Consider the following 18,883-nt stretch of genomic DNA (forward strand, 5'->3'; position numbering starts at 1 on the left):
GTAACATAAAATCGAAAGCTGTATAAAAAGCAATCAAAGCACCATCAGAGAACAATCAAAGCATAAAGCACCATCGCAGCCTTTAAGGCTGCGATCATAAAGAGGAAGAGTAATGACTAATCAAGCGGTAACCCGTGCCACCTTCGACAAAGTGATGGTTCCTAATTACAACCCCCAGGCTATGGTACCGGTACGCGGTGAAGGAACCCGAGTATGGGACCAGCAAGGTAATGAATACATTGATTTTGCTGGTGGTATCGCGGTTAGTGCACTGGGACACTCTCATCCTGCCCTGGTGGGCGCACTCAAGGATCAAGCCGACAAAATCTGGCACCTGAGCAACGTGTTCACCAATGAGCCTGCCTTACGTCTGGCCAGTCAACTGACTGAAGCAACTTTTGCGGATAAGGTATTTTTCTGTAACTCTGGTGCTGAAGCCAACGAAGCGGCCTTCAAGCTGGTCCGCAAATATGCCTATGACAATGTGGGCCCTGAAAAGCACGAGATTATTTCTTTTAATCAGTCATTCCACGGTCGAACACTATTTACGGTATCTGTTGGTGGCCAGAAGAAATATAGAGAAGGCTTCGAGCCGGTACCTGCCGGAATCACTCATGTCCCTTTCAATGATCTGGAAGCATTAAAAGCAGCTATCTCAGATAAAACCTGTGCAGTAGTGATGGAACCCATTCAGGGAGAAGGCGGCATCATCGCGGCAGATAAAGACTTTGCCCGTGGTGTGCGTGAGTTGTGCGATCAGCACAATGCCCTTTTGGTATTTGATGAAATCCAGACCGGTGTTGGCCGTACGGGTGATCTCTATGCCTATATGGGTCTCGGTGTAACTCCGGATATCCTGACCAGTGCTAAAGCCCTGGGTGGCGGATTCCCGGTTGGAGCAATGCTGTGCACCGATAAAGTGGCACAAAGCTTTGGCTTTGGTACACACGGAAGCACCTATGGTGGCAACCCAATGGCCTGTGCTGTAGCCAGCGCTGCAGTGAGTATCATCAATGACCCCAAGTTGCTGGATGGCGTTAAAGAAAAACGGACTCTGTTTGTTGAAGCTCTGGAAGCAATTAACGCTAAACACGAGATATTTAAAGACATCCGTGGTAAAGGACTGCTTATCGGAGCAGAGCTAGTTGAATCCTGGCACGGAAAAGCAGCTAAGTTCCTCGCAGCTGCACGGGAAGAAGGTCTAATGATGCTGGTGGCGGGTCCCAATGTACTTCGTTTTACCCCGTCCCTACTGGTCGAAGCCGATGAAATTAAAGAAGGTATGAAGCGTCTGGAACACGCCATAGCCAAGACTATCGAAGCTGGGCCAGAAGCTTAATTTTCTGATAGTTGATCAGATATAAAAACCAACAAAAGAGGCCTGAGTTAACCCAGGCCTTTTTATTGTTTAGATCTCTTAAAATCAATTCCAGCTCAGGCTCTCTGGCCACTGCTACTCAATAACAGAAAAACCTCAGCTCCAGCATAACATCTCAGTTCTCGACTCATATCTCAACTCATATCTCAACTACAACCCCACGTCTTCCAATCAGAGCAAAGTGAATTCGCGTCTATCTGTTCGCAATTATTTATACGGTTTCAGTAATGCCCCGCAGACGCGCGCCGCGACGGCGTAACAGCTCCAGTACAGTAAGCAGTACGATGGAGATTGCAACCAGCAATGTCGCCACAGCTAAAATAGTCGGGCTTATCTGCTCCCTGATCCCTGCCCACATTTGCAGTGGAATCGTACGTTGCTCAACCCCCGAGAGGAAGATCACCACGACCACCTCGTCAAATGAGGTGATAAAGGCAAATAAAGCACCGGATACCACCCCAGGCGTAACCAGCGGCAGGACCACTTTAAAGAAAACGTAGGAAGGCGGGGCTCCCAGGCTTGCTGCTGCCCTTGTCAGAGAATGATCAAAACCAGACAAAGTCGCAGTCACAGTGATGACGACAAACGGGATGCCTAAAGCCGTATGGGCCAGGATAACACCTAAGTAGGTCTGTGCCAGATTGACCTTGGAATAGAAAAAGAACATTCCTGCCGCCGAAATAATCAAAGGTACGATCATCGGTGAAATAAGGATACTCATGATTAATGCCCGAAAAGGCATTTGCGGCCTGGACAGCCCCAGCGCCGCAAGAGTACCAAGTACCGTGGCAAGCAACGTGGAGGCTATACCAATCAGGAAACTGTTCTTTATTGAACTCATCCAGCTTTCACTCGTGAAGAAATCCTCATACCAGCGCAACGAATACCCCGCTGGATCAAAAGAAAGCATCTCACTGGTAAAAGTAAAATAGGGCTCCGCATTAAATGATAAGGGTATAATTACCAGTATTGGGCCAATAAGAAACAGAAAGATCAGCGCACAGATTAACCGGTAACCGTAGTACCAGGCACGTTCGAGTGTTCCCGCATAAGGAGGTATTGACGCCATAATTATTACCCCATCTTCATTTTATCGACGCCAATCAGGCGGTTATAAATCGCATACAGCACCAGTACCAACACCAACAACAGGAAGCCAAGAGCACCTGCAAGCCCCCAGTTGAGGGATTTCTGCATATGATAAGCAATCAGGTTACTGATCAACTGCCCACTTTGCCCACCAACCAGGGCTGGCGTAATGAAATAGCCGATAGAAAGAATAAACACCAGAATACTGCCGGCACCGATTCCAGTGACCGTCTGCGGCACATACACCCTCCAGAAGGCAACCAGCGGATTAGCTCCCAGTGAACGGGCAGCTCGCATATAGCTCGGCGGGACCGTTTTCATCACGCTGTAGAGAGGAAGTATCATAAAGGGCAGCAGAATATGGGTCATCGCAACGATAGTACCGGTTTTGTTGAAGATCATCTGCAGACGCCCTTCGTTATCGATGATATGTAACCAGACAAGCAGATCATTCAGTACTCCCTGTGTCTGCAACAATGCTATCCAGGTAGTTGTTCGTACCAGCAATGATGTCCAGAAGGGTAGCAACACCAGAATCATCAGCAGGTTACTGGTTCTCAGAGGCAAATTGGCCAGCAGATAGGCCACCGGATAACCCAGAAATACACAAATAGCGGTTATGGTGATGGACATCCAGATAGTCCGTTCAAACAACGGCACATAAATCTGCTGCTTTTCATCGACCCGGGCTATATCACCATTTTCATCATATCCGGCATCAACAGCAGCCAGCAGGTAAGACAGGGTATAGGGCGCAGACTCTCGTTTGATCAACGCCCAGGTTCTGGTTTGGCCCCATTCTTTTTTAATTTTAATCATGGCCGCTTTATAAGGGCCTTCTTTAAGACGACTGGCGCTTCGGGCAGAGCCCATAATCACGGAGCGCATCCCTCGCTGTTCATAATTCAATCGGGTTGCAACCTTCCCGATCTGTTTGGATTTGCGTCCCGCCTGCAAATCAGCAACCAATGCAGCGAACACCGGCTCGTCGGGGATATCCTTACCGTCCCAGCTTTGTAATGCCTCGACGGTGCGCGGCATAATATTGACAACCTGAGGGTTTTCAACCCCCCTCATCGTCATTTCAAAAATAGGAATAATAAACGACGCAACAATAAACAATAGTAAAGGCGCTACCAACAGAAACGATAAAATACGCTGCCGTCGTAATGCCCGTCTCAAGCTAACTTTAAGGGGTATGCCGTCGGCCGTGGTCATAACCTCGGGCGCGGTTTGAGTTTCTGCCATCTTCAGTCAACCCTCTTATTCTTATAGTTTTTAACGCCGGATGGTCTAGCCCTACCGCCGTATTGCATTTTTAGACAACCGTCCTTCCCGCACAGCAGCCTACAATTCTCTGGTTTTCAGGTCATTACTTTACGGTTGTTATTACTTTACGGTTGTTATTACTTTACAGCTGTTATTAAAAGCTCTTTCTTCGCAACAACCTTACACTGGTTGTTATTCTTAGCTGGAGTTTTTCTGGATTTTCTATATCCGCAACTCCGAAAATGTATTGGAAATCAGAAGAGTAGATTTCTGAACGACTCGACAGTGGGACGGCAACCAGGCCATCCCACTTAATCACAACCCTTATCTGTTTAAACGATTACTGTGCCAGCCATGCATTAAAACGCTCACGCATATCGTCACCGTTGTCAGCCCACCATCCGGCATCCTTCTTAATCGGATTAAAGAAGTTAGCAGGATTTGTTGGCATATGAGGCTTCATGTCGATACCCGTATCGGCATGTGTGGTAACCAATGGAGCCGAAGAAGCACGAGCAGGACCGTAGGAGATATACTTGGCCTGGTCCGCCAGACGCTGAGTATCAGTGGCAAAATTCAGGTAGGCTTTCATATCCTTAGTCAGCTTACCCTTCGGCACGACCCAACCATCCAGCTCAAACAATTGACCGTCCCATACAATAGTGAACGGCTGCTTCTCAGTTACCTGGGCATTAAAGAATCGACCGTTATAACCACTGGCAATGCTAACTTCCATATCTGCGAGTAGCTGCGGCGGTTGAGCTCCTGCTTCCCACCAGACTACGGAATCTTTAATCGTGTCCAGCTTCTTAAAAGCACGATCAACACCTTCTTCAGTGCTCAATACATCATAAACATCTTTGGCATCAACGCCATCAGCCATCAGAGCCCATTCCATGTTGCCATCAGGAATTTTCTGTAATGCACGCTTACCTGGGAATTGTTTAAGATCGAAAATATCGGCAATGGTAGAAGGCTTGGCGCCTTTAAAAGCGTTGTCATTGTAAGCAAACAACGTAGCGTATACGATTTGCGGAATAAAACAGCCACTCAGTGAGCCTTCAATAAAGTCTTCGGTTGCAGGCTTGCCATCAGGGCTTTTGGCTAATACCGTATCGTAGTCAATTTCTTCGATAATGCCTTCATCACAAGCCAGCATGGCATCGCCTTCAAGCATATCGACGAGATCCCAGGTAACGTTACCGGCCTGTACCTGTGATCGAATGCCAGCCAGGGCTGCGCCTGATTTGTCTTCATTGTGAATCTTAACGCCAGTCTTTTCAGACCAGGGATCATGGTAGGCTCTGATCTGGCTCTGTGTATACGCCCCTCCCCAGGACACCACAGTCATGGACTTTTCGGCCTGAACGCTGGCACTGAATGTGCTGACGGCGATTGCGGCAGCGATCAAGCTAGGTTTTAGAAGTTTCTTCATTATTATTGTTCCTCTGAGCTAACGCCGGTAAACCGGCAAACAGAATGCGTTGCTACTAAATTCAGATGATGTCTGATACTTGCCTAAGTGCTTCAGTAACTATCAGATGCTGTCCTACATTTAGTAGTGACTAGTTCCAAGCTATTACGAGTGTTAGCGGGTATTAGTTCTAACCTGCAATCAGATCTAACCCATTATCACTTTCTTACTTCCTTGTGTTACTTCTTTTTACATCGGTTTTTATATCGCTGGTTTTATACAGGTGTTTTTGCACCCTTAGTACTGCCAGCGGTACTGGTACTGCTATTTCAATTGTATTACTCTGGTGCTTTACTTCTGGTTTAGTCGTTCGGGTTAAATACATCTGAACGGCGGCTGTCGCCAAAGTTCTTCTAAACACTGCTTTCGATCAGGCATCAAGTGCACGACAGTCATCAGCCGCCCAACCCAAATCGACCGTCTCACCCCGCTTAAGGTGTGTGTGCCCAAAGGCATTAGGCACTTTAATTATGAAATCAGAATTACCGGATACCGTTGCCCGGGCACGAATATGGTCTCCAAGATAGATAAGCTCTTCAACCTTGGCCCCACAACGATTAGGGAACTTGCCGCTGGGAGGGTTCACTTCAACCCGCTCAGGCCGTAAAGAAAGCGTGGTACGGTCACCAACAGCCCCCACGTTAACCTTCAGCGCCTCAATAACGCCTCCGCCCCCTTCCAGTTCAACTGAGCAGATATCACCGTCTATTGCTTTGACTTCACCCATCAGTCGATTGTTCTCACCGATAAAACCAGCAACAAACGCATTATCCGGTTTTTCGTAAAGTACCTCGGGCGCTGCCAACTGCTGCACAATCCCATCCTCAAAGACGGCTATTCTGTTAGACATTGTCAAGGCTTCAGACTGATCATGAGTCACATAAACCATAGTCACACCCAGATCTTCATGAATATGCTTGATTTCGTACTGCATCTCTTCGCGCAGATTTTTATCCAGTGCGCCGAGAGGCTCATCCATCAGCACCAGTTTTGGCTCAAAGACCAGGGCACGAGCAACCGCCACCCTTTGCTGCTGACCTCCGGAAAGCTGTGCCGGACGACGATTACCAAAATCGCCCAGACGAACCATTTCCAGTGCCCGTTTTACCTTAGTGCCAATCTCTGATTTAGGTACTCGACGAACCTGAAGCGGGAATGCAAGATTCTCAGCAACGGTCATATGAGGAAAAAGAGCGTAATTCTGAAAGACCATGCCGATATCCCGCTTATGGGGGGCGACATTGTTAATCGACTGACCATCCAGAATGATCTCGCCGTGGGTGGAGGACTCAAAACCTGCCAGCATCATCAAGCAGGTGGTTTTTCCGGAACCTGAAGGCCCCAGCATGGTGAGAAACTCACCGGTAGCAACATCTACATTGAAATTTTTAACAACCAAAATCTGGCCGTCATAACTTTTCTGTACATTGACAAATCGTACGAACTGGTCCGCATTACTGCCCATTGAGTGTCTGCCTCTTTACTTATTATTCTCTTTATTTGGCATTCTTATTATTCTTGTTTTCTAATATATTAAAAACATGAACTGGGTATTGATGTCCAGTGATTAGCTGATGAAAAATGTCGCCCCCCATAAAAAGGATGTAGCTTGCCAGCAATATCTTTTATCTGCCGTTCTTTATCTGTATCAATAGTCTCCTATCTTTTTGGTTTATATACAGACATTGGCGACTCTATCAGCGCGGGCCATTTGCTGGGCCAAATAAAAGCTTCGCGATTACGCCTGCTAACTGAAGGAGACGGCATTCATTAAACCGAAAAACATGTCGCTTTGGGACAACCGATTTCTAACATGACGCATATAGGCATCAGACCGTCGCTGCTGGATAGAAAGAATTCTATCAAAAACTCATCTTTGCCCGTATTTACAGCCTCTTTTTTATGCCATCCCAGGCTCAGCCAACAGCATAGTTGAATACATATAGGATATAGGACTGTTATTAAACTAATAACAGGATATTTGCCTGTAGACAGACAAAAAACAAAATAAACTGTGGCTTCAGTGTCTGTGTTTGGTCAGAAACCTTAGAAAGTCTTTTTCAGGAAGCGGCTTACTCAAGCAATACCCTTGAGCCTGACAACAGCCTTCAGCCTTCAAAAATGCCAACTGCTCTTCATTTTCCACGCCTTCCGCAACAACAGTAAGTCCCAGACTGCGCCCCAAGGCAATAACAGCACGAATAATGGCACGATCACTGTCATTCAGATGCAATTCAGAAACAAAAGAACGATCAATCTTAAGTTTATCCACATGCAGCTGCTTTAAATAACTTAAAGAAGAATAACCGGTTCCAAAGTCATCTATTGCAATGCTAACGCCCATTTCCTGTAACTGTTTCAGTTCCTTGACAGACATCTCCGGCTCTTCCATCAATACACTTTCTGTCAACTCCAGTTCCAATACCCTGGGGTCACACCCCGTTTCACGAAGCAATCCGGGCACAAATTTTCCCAGTGAACGCCGATGAATTTGAATACCTGAGACATTAACTGCCAACTTTTTTAAAGACACTCCTTGATCTTTCCATGCTGCAATACGTTCACAGGCTTCTCGCAATACCCAGGCTCCAATTTGTTCAATCTGCCCACTGGATTCAGCATAAGAAATAAACTGCCCTGGACAGACGACCCCTTGCTCAGGATGTTGCCAGCGCAATAGGGCTTCAGCCCCGATAACGACACCGGTTGCCACATCAATCTGTGGTTGGTAATAAAGTACAAATTGCTGTTTTTCGATGGCTTCCCTTAAGGCTTCTCCCAATGCAACCCGACTGGTTACCGCTTCAGTCATTGATGGAACATAAAAGCAATATCCGTTTTTTCCTTTTCCTTTTATTTCATACATCGCCGAATCGGCATTACGCAACAGAATTTCTGTATCAAGACCATCTTCCGGATATAAACTGATTCCGATACTTGCATAGACATAGACTTCGTTATGTCCCAGTTTTATCGGTTTCTCAAAAACACTGAGCACTTTCTGCGCAATTCTTTCAGCAGCCTGTCGTTTATGCAGCACCCCGGTTGTAATGGTAAACTCGTCCCCACCGAGACGAGCGACCTTGTCGTCCTGACGAACAGCGGCAATGAGTCGATCAGAAACAACACAGAGCACTTCATCACCGGCAGAGTGACCTAAGGTGTCATTAATTTCTTTAAAGTTATCCAGGTCAATAAATAGCAAAGCCAGTTTTGCCTTTTGCTGGTGAGCGAGCTGAATCATCTCTTCAAGGTGACTGGCTCCATGAAGTCGATTAGGCAATGCGGTCAAGTGATCATAGAAAGCCCTTTGACGAAGCTCTTCCGCCTGGTTATTCAACCCGACCACCATATCATTTGCTCCGCGTGCCAAGGACTTGAACTCGTTGAAAAAAACAGCGCTTTCATCAATCGGTACCCGATGGTCAACAGAATGGTTAAATGCCCTCTGGAATAAACGGAAGTTGAGTGCAAGCTTACGGCCGATCAGAAAGATTGCGAACGAGATCGCAACCAACGCGATTACAATTAACACCAGAGCCCCCGATATTCGAGCTCTAAGCTGCTGCGCCAAGCGTTCTCTGTTGGAGTCTATTTCCTGTTCAATCGTATCTAGATAGGTTCCTGTTCCGATAAAAATATCCCATTCATCCATTCCAAGAACAAAAGCCAGTTTTTCCGCCTCGGTGCCATTGGGTTTTAGCCATACATATCGATTGAACCCACCTCCGGGGTTTTCTTGTGCAAGACGCGCATTCTCCTGAACGACCTTTTTCCCGCGCACATCTTCCGCATCCCAGATATTTCGGCTACCGCCATAATATTTACCATTCGTTACAAACAGATCACCCAGATAGGAGTTGATAAAAAAGTAGCCTTCTCCATCCGAACCGTAGCTAATCTCAGCGATATCCTTGAATATTTCCTGCTGTAAATTTTCCTCAAAAGGTTCCAGATAATCACCGGTTCCAATAAACCAGCCTAAGGGTTTAAAGGTATTGATATAACTATATTTTTTATACAGACGGCTGACATCACCAGGCTGGTACCAACGATAATTGATAAATCCTTTCCCTTCGGTTTCAGCGAGGTCCACAAGGTCCGCAACGATCTTAATCCCATTAGGGCCAAAAACTTCCTGCGGATACTTCCCTTCATTTTCCGGCTTTAGCGGATACAAAACAGTCCTGCCATCAAGGCTGTTAATAAAGTAGTAACCCCGCCCCTGATTAAAACGCTGATGACGGAGCGCCTCCAGAATCAGCTCACTAATCTGCTGATTCGTCAGACGGTCCTTATTTTTCTGGTATATGCCAGTGGCAATCCCATGAGCCTCTTCCGTCCGACGTTTCAGCTGTGCCTTTAACAAGGCTTCAGCTTTCTCTTTTTCCCGCAGCAGATAATCTCGGACACGAACCACTTCTTCCCTCAAGCGGGACTTCTGACTCTCCAGATAGCTTTCCACAAACTTTTTATTGGCCTTATCCTGCGCATCAAATTCCGCGTGAATCCAGAATCCACCTATCCCTATCAGCGCCACCAGAAAAAGGGCACACATTTGTTTCAGGATTGAGTAGGTTACGCTGTGCTTCATAGTAAAAACGTACGCTCAAGGCTGGATGTGACAGGTAGGCGTAATGCACGTTCAGCAACTTAACTATAGACCGATATGTAGTCTTTTTAGCTAAAGAACCTATGAACAAGTCCAGCAGCTTGCTCCCATTGACGCTGACGCTAAGACCCGCTTGTTAACAATTTCCGGCAAAAACCTGAAATATACGGAATTCTCAGAAATTGATCGTCTATACTCCACTAACTCCGTGATTTTTATAATTTTTAGCAAATACAGTGATTCAAAAAGAACAGTCAAGCAATTCAACGATACAGGATCATAACAATGAAATGGCCTTGGGTTATTTTCTGTTTGACGCTGCTACTAAGCAGGGAAAGCCGGGCAGAAGAGTCTTACAAAATAGGATTAGCGGTGGGATCAGGTTACCCGGAAAGCGTTAAGGGGTTTAAAGAAGGATTGTCAGCCGCAGGGCTGACAGAGGGAAAAAATGTTCAGTTTTTGTACGGAAAAAAAGGGATCGACAAGAATCTGCAACGAACCGTTGCAGAACAGTTTAAAAAAGCAAAGGCTGATCTCGTATACTCACTGACCACATCGGGGACAGCTATCGTCAAGGAGGTCATTCCTCCGCAAACCCCTATTGTTTTTTCAATCGTAACCTACCCTGCCGACTCAGGACTGATCGAATCATTCGAATATTCGGGGAACAATCTGGTTGGCACTAGCAACTATGTTCCGACAAGCCATTACCTTTCTGTCGCACAACTATTACTGCCAAATATATCAACTGTTGCTATTTTTCACCGTAAAGGTGAGCCAAACTCCAAGGTCCAAACCGCCAATATGATTCGGCTGTTAAAACGCGCCGGAATCAAGGCGATTGATCGTGAACCGGAGAATCTGCAACAGGTTCGGGATATGGCTCAAGAACTTGTGGGGCATACTGACTTGTTTATGGCCACCTCTGACACCCTGATGCAGGGCGGTGGTGAAAGTGTGCTTATTGACATATCCATGGCCAGCAAAATTCCTATTCTAAGCGCCAACAAGTCGGGGATTGAGCAGGGCTCTACCTTCGGGCCCGTTGTCGATTTCTATACCCTTGGGAAAATGGCGGGTGATAAGGCGGCACAAATTCTGATCGAAAATATCCCACCTGCAAAGCTTGAAACGGAGTTACAGGATCCTCCCATTTACCTGGTTAACCGACAAAGCCTGGATAAGCTGGGCATCCAAATCTCGACAAAAACGGCAAACCAGGTACAGTGGACCCAATGACAGGATCGCTTTTTCAGCTCCCCCACACCAGCGTGGCTCCTAATGAAACTGATACCTAAAGTCGTTTTGACCGGGCTCCTCTGCGTCTCCCTGATCATCGGGGGAATGGGCTATTTTGCACTAACCCAGGTTTCAAGGAATACACTGGAAGCAGTATCACATCAGCTGGATGGTAACGTAGAACTTGGCGCGTCCATGATTCAGGCCAAAAGTGCCGACTTGGAGAAAATCACTCAGATTGTCGCTAAAAACCGGTCGATCGCAAAAGCACTTTATTTGCTTGAAAGTCGCGGAATAAACCAAATCCTGAATGATGTTCCAAGTATCTATCCTTTTATTAATTATGTCATGGTTGCGTCCCCCGATGGCAGCGTTTTTGCAGCAAGTACTCTGGACGGGAACCACAAAAAAATTCATAGCGAACAGCTGCTGCTTGAGGATCTACGCAACAATCCGATGCTAAAAGAACCGCAGCAAAGTCATGTCGGCATCGGTACTCCAGGAGTCGACCCATTCCTTCCAATCATAGGTCTTGAACGTAATTTAACTCAATGGTTTACAGCACCGATCAGAAGAAAGGGAAAAACAATTGGCTGGGTCATCGTGTCCTTCGACTGGCAGGATTCTCAGTCAACAGAACTGACCAACGCGGTAGAAGAACTTTCATCCAGTGGAAATCCAATATCCACAGCTCTGTTAGTTGATTCCAACGCTCGGATTCTAGCCAGTCACAGCAAGCAGAGCGCTGCTTCTTCTGGAGAGTTTGACCCTGGCAAACTATTTCAACCGACACAGAATATATTGTGGCGAACCAAATCTTTATCGTTTGGCGAAAAGATTATTGACATCGTTATTATCAGCGATCGAGAAGAAGTCTTTCTTCCATTAAACCAGCTCTCACAAAAAATAATCATTGCCGCAATCATTAGCGGATTTTTACTGGCTGTTATCCTGTTTTTTCTGCTACGTCATCTTCTGTTGAAGAGAATAGACCTGCTGCACAAAAGCTCTGACATTATCGGCGCAGGCGAATTGGATTATCGAATAGCCGACCTTGGCAATGATGAAATAGGTTCATTGGCAAAGGCCATTAACACAATGGCCGGTAACCTGGAGAATACCACGACTTCAATAGCTCACCTGGATACTGAGGTCAGTGAGCGCAAGCAGGCTGAAAACTGGTTAAAGCTCGTGCTGGAATCAACACCCAACGGTCTGTTATTGGTCAATAGTAGCGGCACTATAGAGATGCTTAATGCCGCGATCGAAAACCAATTTGGCTATTCGCGGGAAGAGTTACAAGGCCAGACGGTGGATCAGTTACTCCCGGCTTACGCCAAATCAGATCACGTCGACAAGATGAAAAGCTATTTCAATGCCCCCAGCCGCAGGGCCATGGGTGGAAATACAGAGCTTCGTGGCATTAGAAAAGATGGTTCCGTTATTGCTGTTGAAATAGGCTTGAGCCCATTGCCAAGCACTCATGGAATGAAAGTGCTGGCCAGTATCATAGACGTCACTGAACGATTAAATTCTGAAAAAGCGATCAAAGAAACAAAAGAGCGGCTTGAGCAGGTAATTCACAGTACAGGAGTGGGTATTTGGGACTGGAATATCCCCGACGGCACTGTGATATTTAATAACCGTTGGGCTGAAATAACCGGATACACTCTGGAAGAACTGGCTCCCATCAGCATAAAAACCTGGGAAGTGCTCGCCCACCCGGACGATCTGAAAGTTTCAGCACAACTTCTTGAAGAGCACTTCAGCGGCAAAACATCAAGCTACGTTTGTGAAGCTCGGATGAAACACAAACTCGGCTATTGGGTATGGGTACTGGATACCGGGCAAGTTGTCGAAAGGGATACTGATGGCAGTCCTGTCCGAATGATTGGAACCCACCTTGATATCACTCAACGTAAACACTATGAAGAAGCGCAGCAAAAAAGCGAACGCCAATTCATGGAATTATTTCATGCTTCCGACGATGCAATGCTACTGATTGATGAAGAGAAATTCATTAATTGCAATAGCGCTGCTGCTGCCCTGCTCGGCTTTGAAAGCCAAGAGCTGTTACTGAGTACTCCTCCGGCGGCACTCTGTCCTCAGATTCAGCCAGACGGACAACAAAGTAAGATCAAACTAAAAGAAATGATAGTCACCGCTTTGGAAAGGGGGGCGAGCCGATTTGAGCTTGTCTATCAGAAAACAGACGGAGAACTTCTCCCGGTAGACGTATCCTTGGCCCTGACACCGATATCCATTCAAGGCAAGGAAGTATTGCACTGCATATGGAGAGACCTGACGCCAATCAAAGAAGCCGAAAAAGCCCTGATTCTTGCCAAGGAAGAAGCCGATGCGGCCAGTCAGGCGAAAAGCGACTTCCTGGCCAATATGAGCCATGAAATCCGAACCCCGTTGAACGGCGTTATTGGAATGACGGGACTATTGATTGATACCAAACTTGACCGCGAGCAGCGCCATTATGCAGAAACGGTTCATGTCAGTGCGGAAGCATTACTGACGCTGATAAATGACATTCTTGATTTTTCCAAAATAGAAGCGGGGAAACTGGATCTTGAAGAAATAGACTTCAGTCTTGGTTTAATGCTTGATGAGCTGGCATCCCTGATGGCCATAAGAGCACAGGAAAAAGATCTGGAGTTTATCTATTCGATACAGCCTGAAGTACCCGACAGATTAAGAGGGGACCCCGGTCGACTTCGGCAAATCCTCCTCAATCTGCTGGGAAATGCAATCAAATTTACCGAATCTGGTGAGATTGAGTTATCGACCCAGTTGGATTTCATCTCGGAAGGGAAAGCTCAGGTTCGATTCCAGGTAAGAGATACCGGGCAAGGAATACCCAAAGAAGATCACCAGCGTTTATTTGATCGATTTGAGCAGCAAGACGGATCAACCACTCGACGCCATGGTGGGACTGGACTGGGACTGGCCATCTGCAAACAGCTGACAGAGCTGATGGGGGGGGAATTTGGGGTCAGCAGCACGGTTGGGGTTGGTTCTGAGTTCTGGTTCACTATCAATATGGGCGTGGGTAAAGCACTCCCGACAAGATCAGTATTACATAAGCTGGCTGGGTTATCGGTACTGATTGTCGATGACAATTTAACTAATCTGGAAGTCCTGTCAGGGCAACTGAGGGCCCAGGGTATCAAGGTCACCTCCGCCAGCAGTGGAGCGGAAGCACTCGCCTGCATGCGACAGGCTTACGCTGAAGGAGTTCCCTATCCGCTGGCAATTCTGGACATGCTAATGCCACAAATGGATGGTGAAGAGCTTAGTCAGATAATTTCAGCCGATAAAACCTTGAATACGACCAAACTCATCCTGCTAAGCTCATCGGCAAGGCGAGGCGATGCAAAGCAGACTACTTCTTCCGGGTTTTCCGCCTTTTTAGCTAAACCCGTCCGTCAATCTGATCTCTACGATACTTTGGCAACGGTATATTTTGGTGAAGATACAGAAACTGAATCCCCTGAAACGATAGATCAAATTATGCAAAAGAGGGGCAACAACGAGAGAATACTGCTGGTCGAAGACAATCTGACGAATCAGCTGGTGGCAAAAAGTATCGCTGGTAAGTTAGGTTATCGAATAGAAGTGGCAAACAATGGCCAGGAGGCCATAAAGCTGTTATCTGACAACCTCTATGACCTGGTCTTAATGGATATTCAGATGCCAGTTTTAGATGGCTATCAAACAACTGCAGTTATCCGTGATCCAACGTCCGGTGTGCTTAATCACAAGATTCCAATTATCGCAATGACCGCCCACGCAATGCAGGGAGATCGTGATAAGTGCCTTAATGCCGGTATGGACGACTACCTGACCAAACCGATCAGGCCACAGGAACTATCAGACTCCTTTGAGCGCTGGCTATCACTGACGCAAACAATTGAGAACATGGAAATCGAGGCAAGTGATGATGCCCTTGTCGTTTTTGACCATCAACAGCTACGCAACCGACTGATGAATGATGATGATCTGTTCAGAGAAGTAATCAATTCCTATCTCGGTGATCTACCACAGCAAATAAGTGATCTGGAATCCTATATTTCAGCGGGAGATCCAGCAAACATTATTGATCAGGCCCACAAGATAAAGGGATCTTCTTCAAACGTCGGGGGAATAGCCCTCAGTGCAGTAGCCGATGAACTGGAACAAGCGGCCAAGACAGGGGAGCTATCTCAAGCCTGCGATCTTTTGGATCAGGTGAAAGCCCAGCAATCTCGGTTAAGAAACGCCATGGAGGAGCTGATAAATTGAAGATTCTAATTGCTGAAGACGATGTAACGTCCCTGTATATGCTTAGAGCAGTCACTAACAAGTGGGGCTATGATCCTGTTACTGTTGAAGATGGAGGTGCTGCCTGGAAAGCATTACAGGATCCCGAAGCTCCACGCCTGCTGATTTTGGATTGGAAAATGCCAATAATGGACGGTATTGAGCTATGCAAAGCGATCCGACAGCAAGAAACCAGTGATCCTCCTTACATCATTCTACTGACGGCTCAACGTGAAACCCATGACCTCGTCGAGGGCCTGGAAAGTGGCGCTAACGATTACGTTGTCAAACCCTTCGACAATGCCGAATTAAAAGCCAGGCTTCAGGTCGGTAGACGAATGCTTGCGCTACAAGAAGAATTGAACGCGACAAAAACACAACTGATTCATCAGGCAACTCATGATTCAATGCTGGGAATTTATAATCGAGGAGCCATTATCAATGCAATTGAAGAAGATATAGAAAGAGCCAGCCGAACCGGACAAGTGCTCACCATAGGCATGTTGGATCTGGATCACTTCAAACAGATCAATGATCAGTTTGGCCACCTGGCGGGGGATGAAGTACTTTGCGAGTTTTGCCGCCGGGTGGAGAACAGCATCAGGCCCTATGACCATTTTGGTCGTTATGGCGGGGAAGAGTTTATAATTTCATCAAATACAGGAGCACGGGACGCAATAGAGCTGTTTGAACGCATCCGATCTAACATTGTAGACCAACCCTTTATCTATCAAGGACAAACTATCCCAGTCACAACAAGTACAGGTTTGACCTATTTTCAACAAGAAAAAAATCTGACGACCCTGTTGGCCGAAGCAGACGCCGCCCTGTATTCTGCAAAACAAAGCGGTCGTAATTGTGTCCGGATTTACGAGCAGTTAACTAATAGCCAGATCTGAAAAGACAAAAAGCTGAAAAGGCAAAAAGATGAAAAGGCAGGTTGCAGCGGCAGCCGTCTTTTCATTTTTACTCATCTGCGACAGAACTTACGCAGGTGAACTATTCCAGAACCAAATAGAGAATTCCCATACCACGCTGAACCAGCAAAAGATTATTATCCTTTTTTACAAACCTGGAAAAATCATCAAGTGAATTTACCATATTCTGATTAACAGAAAGAATCACATCACCTTTTTGAATTCCAACTTTATCAATTGAGCTTTCCTTGACAACACTCTCGACCTGAACGCCGGGCTTATCTCCTGAGGCTTTAAGCACGGCACCGGCAAACTGCAGTCCCGTTTCTATTTCTTCAACAGGTTCAGGTTTAACAACAGCAATCACGGCCGTGGCTTGACGTTCGTTACCATTACGCAGATAAGCAATTTGCAACTCCTTATTAAGAGTCAGCACTCCCAGCCGGGAACGCAGATTTGCAACACTGCTGATACCTCGGCCGTTTATAGCCGTGATGATATCGCCAGAAATCACTCCCGCCTTTGCCGCCGCTGATTTAGGGGCCACACTGGTCACCACCACACCACTACGACCCGCTGGCACCTTAAAGGCTTTAATCAGAGCTGGGGTCAAATCCTGAATAGAAACACCTAGCGTTCCACGACTCACCTCACCATTTCTGGCCAGATGCATACTGATGGTTTTCGCCATATTGCTGGGAATGGCAAAACCAATTCCAACACTGCTGCCTGTTGGTGCCACGATAGCCGTATTAATTCCAACCAGTTCGCCCTTAAGGTTAATCAACGCACCACCCGAATTACCTGGATTGATCGAAGCATCTGTCTGGATAAAATTCTCATAGTTTTCGATCCCCAGCCCCGTACGGCCCAATCCACTGACAATACCACTGGTCACCGTTTGACCCAGGCCAAAAGGATTTCCGATTGCCACTACAAAATCTCCGACACGTAGCTGATCAGAATCCACCAAAAGCAGCCCTGTCAGTTTGTCTGCTTCAATTTTCAGCAATGCCAGATCAGCTCCTGGATCACTCCCGACCAGGAAAGCTTTGAATGTCCGACCGTCGATCAAAGAAACCCGGATATCATCAGCTCCGGCAATCACATGATGATTGCTCAGAATAAGCCCCTGTTTCGCATCAACAATCACACCCGACCCTGCACTGTTGGATCGCGTTGATGGCGAGTTATCTGTAGAACGTTGACTTTTAAAAGTATTAATATTCACCACCGCCGGAGCCACACGATCAATCAACGGCGCCAAACTCGGTAATGGCACACCCTGAGAATCCACAACCGGCAATGCAGCCAGGGCACCACTCGGTGATAGAGATAATGCTCCAGATAATACAAATAATGATACTGTCTGTAATAACTTGTTAAATAAACGCATGCGGATAAAATTCATAGTGCTTCCTAGCATTTGAAATGGAAACATAACCAGTCAAGATCTAATGATCATTTAAAAATACTGATTATTAGTCACTCATACTTGATTAGCGTTCCGAGGTCTAGAAGTAAAATAAACATCAATACTCTTTTTTTCGGTCAAGGTGAATATAAGCGATATATAAAAGATCAGTCGGAATTAGGATATAGTCATTCATCCAGAGTAAATACGAGTATACGTATAGTGACTGATCACATGACAAAGCGCATGGCTTATGTAGACAAAACCAATGGCAATTTAGTCGCAAGCCATGACGATAACGGCACCATTCGGCACACTGCTGTGAATAAGAATGCTCGTTCTGATATAAAAAAACAAAAACCCAGCGTCATTTGGTTAACCGGACTCTCTGGTGCCGGAAAATCAACGATTGCAAACCGAGTCGAGAAAAGACTTCATTCATTGGGATACCACACCTACCTGCTGGATGGTGACAATATACGACAAGGTCTGAATTGCGATCTTGGCTTCACAGATAATGACCGTAATGAAAATATTCGGCGGATTGCAGAAGTCAGTAAACTGATGGCTGATGCAGGCCTTATTGTGATTACAGCAGCAATATCTCCATTTCTCAGCCAAAGGCAGTTTTCAAGAGAGCTGATGGAAGCAGAAGAATTCATTGAAGTCTTTGTTGATACACCTCTCGAAGTGGCAGAGCAAAGAGACGTAAAAGGTTTATATAAAAAAGCCAGATGCGGTGAATTAAAAAACTTTACTGGTATAGACTCCCCCTATGAAGTACCGGTCAATCCCGAATGCACGATTAAAACTCTTGAAATGCCTGCTGATCAAGCAGCCGAGACAGTCGTCCAGCTATTAAAAAAGCGCAGGAGAATCTTGTAACTCACCTGTTACAGCCCCTGAAAATCAACCCTGCTGCCGCTTAGGCACTTCCCTCGAAAGCAGCCTGCAAGCCAGGCATCAACGTCAGGTATCAACGCCAGGCCAGAGGGACAAGGCCAAAGCCCTGTCCCCTGTTATTGACTTTATATGATCGCCAACTCTGTAGCCTGAGCGCCGCTGCTGTCGGTCACGCCCAGCAAGGTCAGTTCATCCCCCGCAGCCAGGAAGCGGTCGTGATACTCACGGGTGGCGGTGGTGGCGGTGACCCATAAATCCACCACCGAGTCCTGGGCTCCGG

The 18,883-nt window shown here is 46.5% G+C and carries 11 protein-coding genes; 5 read left to right on the top strand and 6 right to left on the bottom strand.

Translation table 11 applies throughout. The annotated features are described in order from the left end of the window. Positions 1-112 precede the first annotated feature (112 nt). Positions 113-1,339 (top strand): aspartate aminotransferase family protein, encoded by a 1,227-nt coding sequence (locus BGP75_RS18760; protein WP_076720390.1) that lies wholly within the window; start codon positions 113-115, stop codon positions 1,337-1,339. A 250-nt stretch (positions 1,340-1,589) separates the two neighbouring features. Here the strand turns inward: BGP75_RS18760 and BGP75_RS18765 are convergent, their stop codons facing one another. The 5 genes from BGP75_RS18765 to BGP75_RS18785 form a co-directional block, all read right to left on the bottom strand. Beyond that, a complete protein-coding gene (locus BGP75_RS18765; RefSeq protein WP_076720391.1) occupies positions 1,590-2,447 on the bottom strand; it encodes an ABC transporter permease in 858 nt (285 codons plus the stop codon). A 5-nt stretch (positions 2,448-2,452) separates the two neighbouring features. Next, positions 2,453-3,715: an ABC transporter permease gene (locus BGP75_RS18770; RefSeq protein WP_076720392.1), complete on the bottom strand. Its 1,263-nt coding sequence runs from the start codon at positions 3,713-3,715 to the stop codon at positions 2,453-2,455. A 361-nt stretch (positions 3,716-4,076) separates the two neighbouring features. Beyond that, the gene (locus BGP75_RS18775; RefSeq protein ID WP_076720393.1) at positions 4,077-5,171 is read right to left on the bottom strand and encodes an ABC transporter substrate-binding protein; all 1,095 of its coding nucleotides are present in this window, start codon (positions 5,169-5,171) and stop codon (positions 4,077-4,079) included. 409 nt (positions 5,172-5,580) lie between these two features. Next, the gene (locus BGP75_RS18780; protein WP_076720394.1) at positions 5,581-6,675 is read right to left on the bottom strand and encodes an ABC transporter ATP-binding protein; all 1,095 of its coding nucleotides are present in this window, start codon (positions 6,673-6,675) and stop codon (positions 5,581-5,583) included. Positions 6,676-7,230: 555 nt separating this feature from the next. Next, positions 7,231-9,804, bottom strand: a complete 2,574-nt coding sequence (locus tag BGP75_RS18785) for an EAL domain-containing protein (RefSeq protein WP_083704917.1) — start codon at positions 9,802-9,804, stop codon at positions 7,231-7,233. A 303-nt stretch (positions 9,805-10,107) separates the two neighbouring features. On the opposite strand from BGP75_RS18785, the gene BGP75_RS18790 reads away from it, so the two are divergent. Genes BGP75_RS18790 through BGP75_RS18800 form a run of 3 tightly spaced genes read left to right on the top strand, consistent with a single transcriptional unit; the run spans position 10,108 to position 16,268 of the window. Next, on the top strand, positions 10,108-11,061 hold the full coding sequence (locus BGP75_RS18790) for an ABC transporter substrate-binding protein (RefSeq protein ID WP_076720396.1): 954 nt from the start codon (positions 10,108-10,110) through the stop codon (positions 11,059-11,061). 42 nt (positions 11,062-11,103) lie between these two features. Further along, complete coding sequence (locus BGP75_RS18795; RefSeq protein ID WP_076720397.1) at positions 11,104-15,351, top strand: PAS domain S-box protein; 4,248 nt, start codon at positions 11,104-11,106, stop codon at positions 15,349-15,351. Continuing rightward, entirely contained in the window at positions 15,348-16,268 is a 921-nt protein-coding gene (locus BGP75_RS18800) for a diguanylate cyclase (protein WP_076720398.1), read from the top strand. Before BGP75_RS18795 ends, BGP75_RS18800 begins: the two co-directional genes overlap by 4 nt. A gap of 100 nt (positions 16,269-16,368) precedes the next feature. Here BGP75_RS18800 and BGP75_RS18805 read toward each other — a convergent pair whose 3' ends face one another. Further along, the gene (locus BGP75_RS18805) at positions 16,369-17,697 is read right to left on the bottom strand and encodes a trypsin-like peptidase domain-containing protein (RefSeq protein WP_233152977.1); all 1,329 of its coding nucleotides are present in this window, start codon (positions 17,695-17,697) and stop codon (positions 16,369-16,371) included. 237 nt (positions 17,698-17,934) lie between these two features. On the opposite strand from BGP75_RS18805, the gene cysC reads away from it, so the two are divergent. Next, the gene (gene cysC / locus BGP75_RS18810; protein ID WP_083704919.1) at positions 17,935-18,585 is read left to right on the top strand and encodes an adenylyl-sulfate kinase; all 651 of its coding nucleotides are present in this window, start codon (positions 17,935-17,937) and stop codon (positions 18,583-18,585) included. The last annotated feature ends 298 nt before the right edge of the window (positions 18,586-18,883 follow it).

The sequence above is a fragment of the Motiliproteus sp. MSK22-1 genome (assembly GCF_001968815.1).
In the GTDB taxonomy this organism is placed as follows: Bacteria; Pseudomonadota; Gammaproteobacteria; order Pseudomonadales; family Balneatricaceae; genus Motiliproteus.